The 4,995-nt window shown below is 54.3% G+C and carries 3 protein-coding genes and 1 pseudogene; all 4 read left to right on the forward strand.

What is annotated here, in order from left to right:
* A partial coding sequence (locus tag WBG04_RS02595; protein ID WP_424312791.1) for a DUF4007 family protein occupies positions 1 to 517 on the forward strand: 517 nt, incomplete at its 5' end.
* Positions 514 to 3,900 carry a hypothetical protein gene (locus WBG04_RS02600; protein ID WP_424312792.1) on the forward strand — a complete coding sequence of 1,129 codons (3,387 nt, stop codon included), beginning with the start codon at positions 514 to 516 and terminating at the stop codon, positions 3,898 to 3,900. The genes WBG04_RS02595 and WBG04_RS02600, both read left to right, overlap by 4 nt.
* Before the next feature lie 2 nt (positions 3,901 to 3,902).
* Positions 3,903 to 4,727, forward strand: coding sequence for a phosphoadenosine phosphosulfate reductase family protein (locus WBG04_RS02605; protein ID WP_424312793.1), 825 nt, complete (start codon positions 3,903 to 3,905; stop codon positions 4,725 to 4,727).
* A gap of 18 nt (positions 4,728 to 4,745) precedes the next feature.
* Positions 4,746 to 4,995: pseudogene (locus tag WBG04_RS02610) on the forward strand (hypothetical protein); the annotation flags it as partial.

Below are 4,995 nucleotides of genomic sequence, written 5' to 3' on the forward strand. Positions count from 1 at the left end.
CTCTGGCCCCCTGTCACGCTCGACTGGCAAAGAGTTGTCGTATACCACCCTACACCAGCATTTCGAGATCTTCGTGAAAACTTATGTGGCGGGTACCGCTAAGGGGGCACGCAGTACGCCGGAAGACGGACTCGATTCGCCACTCACGACTCTCGGGCTGATCAAAGAGAGCGGGGACAGAAAGATGCTCAACGGTAAGCGTGAAGTGGTATATCGCGTCAACAACGCGGCCAAGCCTACGATCTCCAAGGAGACTTTTCGTCATTGTCTGCACGAATGGTGGGCCAACAATCACCCGGATGATAAAACTCTTACGGTTCGGCAGATCACAACTGAGGACAATTCTCCGGGGCGATGCTTTCGCATTCCCGAGAGTTCCGTCCATGAAATGCTGACCAAGCTCAGCAATTCGTTTTCAAAGGAGTTTCAAACTTCCGAAACGCGACAGCAGAGGATGGTGAATCGCCTCGTCAAGCCGCGTCCGGCAACTACTCTCAAAGCTATCTATCACCCGTGAACACCATTCCCAAGAAACTGAAGAATCGGAAGTCCCAGGCCAGACGCAGTGGTGGCAGCGTGGCTGACCTCATGCGCTTCAATCCCAGGTTCCGGCGATCGGTACAGATTGAATTGGACCTCGACGATCCACAATCGACGGCAGGTTACATTGCCACGGATTTTGTCGTCCAGTCCTTCGATCGCATCGGAGGGGCCTTCGAGGCGGGTAGTACACAGCGGGCATGGCGTATCACCGGCGACTACGGATCCGGGAAATCTGGCTTCGCTCTCGCTCTTGCAAAGGCCGTCTCCGGGAAAACTCGTGAACTTCCAGCTGCGTTGCGTCTTCCAGGTGCTCCACGAATGCAGCCAGTCATCGTGACTGGTGAGCGCGAGCCTCTTCACCAGACGATTGGCCGCGCGATCATTTCCCAAGTTCCGGGGATGAAGAAAGAATCGGTGCCGCAAGATGATTCCTCGCTGATCGAACTTGTCAAAGTCGCTCTGAAGAAAGCGCCTGGAATTTTCCTCGTACTCGATGAACTAGGAAAAAACCTAGAGCAAGCGATGATGAATCCGGCTAGTGCCGATGTCTACGTTCTGCAGCGCTTAGCGGAACTTGCCACCCGCAGCAAGGACACCCCTTTGGTAGTTCTGGCTATCTTGCACATGGGCATCAGCTCCTACACTGCCGACCTCGACACCAATTCTCGGAAGGAATGGGATAAAGTCGCTGGGAGATTCGAGGAAATCCACTACCACCACCCGTTTGAACAAACCGTGCAGCTCTGCGGAGCCGCTCTCGGTCTCGACACGGCTTCCGTACCGAAGGGGTTGCTCGACCGGCAGCGCGGAGCAATGCGATGGGCTGTCAACGCCGGTTACTACGGGAGTGCACCCGTCGATAGCCTCGTTGCCCTCGCTCCATCAATCTTCCCGCTTCACCCCACGGTGCTTCCGCCGTTAGTTAACATCCTCCGGCGCTTCGGTCAGAACGAACGCTCATTGTTCGGCTTCCTTTCAGGGCATGAACCCTCCGCTTTGCAGGAAGTTGCTAGCTTGGAAATCGGAAAGGCCCGTTCGTTCTCACTTGCTGATCTCTATAACTACGTCCGAGGGAACATCGCCCACACCATGACCAATGGCCGGGCGACTCATTGGAGGATTATCGAATCAGTGGTGCGAAAAGGGGAGGATGCCGCAGAGGCGAACATTCTCAAAGCGATTGGTATCCTCAACCTCATCGCAGACGACTCTATGCTCGCCACCCACGAGCTGCTAATGGAAGCCCTCGGCAATAGCGATTCGGCAAAGCGAACCTCGATAGAGGGGTTGATTTCCAAGCTAAAGGGCAGGCATCTGATCTTCGAACGGGGAGCTGTCCGTGGCTACGCTCTTTGGCCGCACACGAGCGTTCACCTTGACGACGCTTTCGATGATGCTCGGAACCAACTTGGCGAGCCGGCGAAACCGATGCGTATGATCAGTTCGCTCCTTGAGCCTCGGCAGATTGTAGCTCGCCGTCACTACATACTAACCGGCAATCTCCGGCATTTCGAGTTACAGTTTCACCCGGCGGCAGACTACGAGGATTTTCTGAAATCCGGAGGCAAAGCCCAGATGGGCGACGCCGACGGTCACGTCGCGATCTTCCTGCCCGCCAACGAACGGGAGTATAAGGAAGTAATCAGGAGGATGGGGGATCCAAAGGAGCATCCCGGGCCGGCCACTTTGATAGGCATCACACGCCCACCGCTTGAAATACTCGGCATAGCACGCGACCTCCAAGCGTGGGAGCACGTCCAGCAAACTGTTAAGGATCTCGGTTCCGATGAATACGCACGACGCGAACTCCGAGGCCAGATCCGCAACACCCGGGCGAAACTCAACGAGCAGATTGACCAGCTGCTCGGTTGGAATACGAACCCGGACCAGGTTTCCTGGTTCCGATCCGGGAAGCCGGACCGACTCGAACCAGACGGCCTGAGTAGCAAGCTCTCCCAAATTTCCACAGAGATCTACAACCGCTGCCCGATTGTCACTAATGAGCTGATTAATCGACGCGTCACTAGTTCAGCAGGGTCGCGTGCACGGACTTCGCTCATTGAAGCAATTTCCAAGAATCCATCCACCGAGTTCCTCGGCATGGACGACTCGAAGAATCCGCCAGAGATGGCGATCTACTTGTCGGTCCTGAAAGCTGGCAATCTACACGTCCCCGACCCAGAAATAGACGGCAGATGGAAGTTCGTCATCCCGAAGGGCAAGGGCGACAAATGCCGCCTTGGTCCTGCATTCAAGGCGATCGAGAAAATACTCGAAGCTAACGACGGCAAGCGGGTGGCCGCTCCTGAGATTCTCAACGCCCTCAGGGCAGAGCCTTTGGGAGCTCGCGACGGATTGATTCCTCTGATCCTATCGCTCTACCTTGCGGCATGTTCCCGCCAAACTGCAGTCTACGAAGACTCGACCTTTATTCACGGACTTGATGGCGAAGGGATGCAGAGGCTCATCAAAGAACCTGAGCATTTCGAACTGCAACGCTGCGCCATCGAGGGAGTCCGACTCGAAGTATTCGACGCCATCGCTGGGGTTTTCGACCTTCCCGTAAGAACTGAGCCCCAAGTGTTGGACGTCGTCCAACCACTAATGCAGTTTGTTTCTTCCGTTCCTGAATACTGTCGGAGCACGAAGAAGCTAAGCTCCGAGGCTAAAGCCTTTCGCCATGCTCTGCTCACGGCCCGCGATCCAGCGGCACTAATATTTGAGGAGATTCCAGCCGCAGCAGGAATCGCTCCGAACCAAGGGAAGAAGCTAGGAGTAAAGATTGCAGCCTTAGTGGGGGAGATTCAAGGTAGCTACGATGCGTTATTGGCAAGGCTAGCTGCATGCATCACTGACGCCTTCGATACCACAAGCGATGTCTCTGATTTCCGCCATGAACTCATTGGTCGAACAAAAGCGATCGCTAAGAGCCTCGCCGAAACCGACCTCCGTTCATTCGTGCTGCGGCTTGGCGACCAAGAACTAGACTATCGGAAGTGGCTCGAATCCATGGCCAACCATTTGGCCAAAAAATCTGCGGTCCGATGGAACGATGCCGACGAAGACGTATTTGACCAACGCTTGCACCAACTTGCGAAGAGAATGCTTCGAGCAGAAGCCGCTCAAGCTGACATCACCCGTAAGGGGATCGATGGCGATCCGGAGAGAGTTGTTCGCCTGATGCTCACTCGGCCTGACGGCAACGAGCACGGTGAACTTCTCCACTGGAGTGCTAAAGAGGACGCGACAGTCAAAAAGCTAGAAAAGCAAATTGCTGAGATCATCAGCAAGCACGGTCGGGCGGGTCTCGGCGCCACAGCCAAGGCCCTCTGGGCACATCTCGATAACCCCTCCTGATCATGTCCACACCGAAGACCGTTAAGCCGACTCGCCATATCTTGAGCCTGTCCGGCGGAAAAGACTCAGCAGCCCTCGCGATTCATATGCGTGGTAAAGTGGAGGGAATGGAGTATATCTTTCACGACACTTACAAGGAGTTGCCAGACACGTATGAGTACCTCGATCGACTGGAGGACTATCTCGGTCAGAAAATCGTCAAAACAACTTACGGCACGACTTTTGATGATCTGCTACGCCAGTATGGCGGCATGCTCCCGTCCAATCACCGGCGGTGGTGTACTCGCATGATGAAGCTCAAACCGTTTGAGGACTACATTGGTGCAGACGCCTGCATCAACTATGTTGGTATTCGCGCCGACGAAGCGCGAGTCGGCTACATCAGCCACAAACCGAATATCCAGGCAGTTTTTCCCTTCCGTGATGATGGTATCGACTACGAGGGGGTTCAGCGTATCCTTCAAGACTCAGGGATTGGAATGCCTCCATACACAGAATGGGGGAGAACCCGTAGCGGATGTTTTTTCTGTTTCTATCAACAAAAGATAGAATGGGTTCGACTTAAGCAGAGGTATCCTGAACTCTATGAGGAAGCAAAGGCCTATGAAAAGCCTAACAGAGTTAACGGAAATGTATTTAACTGGTGTCAGAATGAATCACTCGCCGAGCTGGAGCAACCAGAGCGAATGGCTGAAATACTTGAGAAGTGGGAACTCCAGCAAGCCCGGGCGGTCCAGAATCGAAAGAACCTTCCCCTCGTCACGACTCTCGCCGGCTTGGAAACCAATGAGGCTCCCTCAACAGGCTGCCTAATTTGCCACCTTTAGAAAAAATCACCGTAAGCAATGGCTCACACTCCAGGAGAAAAGTGGATCAAGTTCCTGCGTGCCTACGGCCCAGTGCCAGATGGAAACTCTCAGGAAGCCGAACATATTGAGAGTTTGTCGACGAAGCTTGGGATCCCGCGTCTCGCATTCAAACACCCTCTGGAAGATCGTTTCTGGAGTATGTTCAAGACCGCCGGGACCAAGAAAGTTGTAGTGGTTACCGGTACTGCAGGGGACGGAAAAACTACGATCTGCTTCGAACTGAAGA

It is taken from the genome of Haloferula sp. (genome assembly GCF_049672945.1).
Taxonomy (GTDB): domain Bacteria; phylum Verrucomicrobiota; class Verrucomicrobiia; order Verrucomicrobiales; family Akkermansiaceae; genus Haloferula.